Annotated in this window: 2 protein-coding genes and 1 pseudogene; all 3 read right to left on the reverse strand. The window is 64.5% G+C overall.

Annotation, left to right across the window (positions count from 1 at the left end; genetic code table 11):
* Window positions 1–217: pseudogene (locus tag F2P46_RS35620) on the reverse strand (hypothetical protein); the annotation flags it as partial.
* A 43-nt stretch (window positions 218–260) separates the two neighbouring features.
* Entirely contained in the window at window positions 261–551 is a 291-nt protein-coding gene (locus F2P46_RS35625) for a hypothetical protein (protein WP_229509598.1), read from the reverse strand.
* A complete protein-coding gene (locus tag F2P46_RS35630) occupies window positions 548–1,087 on the reverse strand; it encodes a hypothetical protein (RefSeq protein ID WP_166899222.1) in 540 nt (179 codons plus the stop codon). Before F2P46_RS35630 ends, F2P46_RS35625 begins: the two co-directional genes overlap by 4 nt.
* Between the last annotated feature and the right edge of the window lie 692 nt (window positions 1,088–1,779).

Here is a 1,779-nt window from a genome sequence, read left to right on the forward strand (position 1 = left end):
CGAACAGGCCGGGCCACCATGAGCGCAGCGCCACGACCAGCAGCGGGCCGAATACGGTGGAGAAAATGATGGTGGTGCCGATGCGGAGGAAGGCTTCTTTGCGGGTCTTGGGCCACATAAACATGAATCCGAGTGAGGTGGCGGCGGCGCTGGCGAGCAGCGGTACGCCGAAGAATTTGATAAGTGCGCCAGTTGCTGCGGTGGTTTCGACTGCCATAGGGTCCTTGAATGGAAAAACCCCGCCGTAGCGGGGTTGGGTGTCACGTTCCGGCGGAGCGTGTACAGTGGTCCTTGTCGATACGGTCCAGCAGGCGGCATAAAACGCAACCCCAGCGCCGCCCGTTCGTGCGGGCACGATTCGCGCGGCTTGAGATTGTCTCGTCCATGTGGCCGTTGGTCGCCGCGTTTGCAAGCTGGTCGTGGGCAACTGCCATGGACCATGCCTTGCGTGGGTTGCGGGCGATGAGGTAGAGCATTCGTGTGCCGGCGTACGCGGAAGCAGCGACGCACAGCATCCAGAGCATCAGCAGGCGCAGGCGCAGGCGCATCATGGCTGGATCACCCACATCGCGGCCTGGGCGGCGCCGGCGAGGGCTAACGCCTCCGCGAGATCCGCGACCGTTGCGGAAATCACCGAGTTATCGGCCAGTACCCACCGCACGGACGGAACGCCGGCCGCTTGGAGGGCGACAATTGCGCGCGCCATGCGTCCTTGCGATACCTCGTCGCCGTCGTACGCGTTCCCGGCCTTGGTCTTCACCTGGATGCCTGCCACGCGTGCCGCGCGCGCGGCCTTGGCCACTTCCCGTTTCGCTTCTTCGCGTGCGCACTCCTCGGCCTCGATCTCCTGTTCCGAGCGCTCCACGATGTCCCACGTCCAATCCCATACGCCTTGGGCGCTGCGCTTTGGCGCACGCCGCACAACGCTTTGGCCCTCTCCGACCGCAGGCGCCGGGCTATCCAGGAAGGGCTCATAGCCGTACATGGAAAGGTCATCCGGCGTGTCCGGAATGCCGATGCCCGGATTTTGCTGACGGATTTCATGAACGTTTGGCAATGTGCCGTCACGCAGTCGATAAAATTGCATGTAACTCCTTATGTTGCGTTAGAGGGGTAAGATTTTCCGACGCCCCAAACGATTCGAGCGCCGCCCGGAGTTTGTGAGCCGTAATTTGAACTTCCGGTATAGCCGCCACCGGAGCCGGGGCCGCCAGTAGCCGGATTTTGTGGATAGGCGCTGTAGCCGTCACTGCCCTTGCCGCGCAGGCCCACGCCGCCGCCGCCGAAGCCGGCGCCGTAACCGCCTGCCCCGGCCCCACTGCCGACCTGGGGACGGGGATCGCTACGGCCACTCCCGAGGCTGTAGCCGCCATGCCCGCCATTGCCGGCGTAGCCGCCTGCCCCCGCACCGCCTCCGATATAGCCAACGTTCCCGTTATAGTTTCCCTCGGCCCCATATCCGCCGTATCCGCCCACACCTACAATTGGCCCGCCGCCCGCGCCGCCCAAGCCGTAACTGGAATAGGCATTTTTTCCTCCCTCGCCGCCCCCAGCGCGACAAACAACTTGACCGTTTGCGCGGGCAATGATCGTGTCGCCTCCTTTGGTCCCGTCCACGCCAGGTTGCCCGTGCGTGCCGATGGCGCCGACCGTCACATAGAAAAGTTCTCCGGGCGTGCACGGAATGTTATTTACATAAGCCAGCCCCCCGGCACCGCCTGTACCCCCTATGCGGCCTTGCCCCCCGTCGTCGCCCCCATGCGCGCCTCCGGTGCCCAC

Source organism: Massilia sp. CCM 8734 (assembly GCF_011682155.1).
In the GTDB taxonomy this organism is placed as follows: Bacteria; Pseudomonadota; Gammaproteobacteria; order Burkholderiales; family Burkholderiaceae_D; genus Telluria_A; species Telluria_A rubra.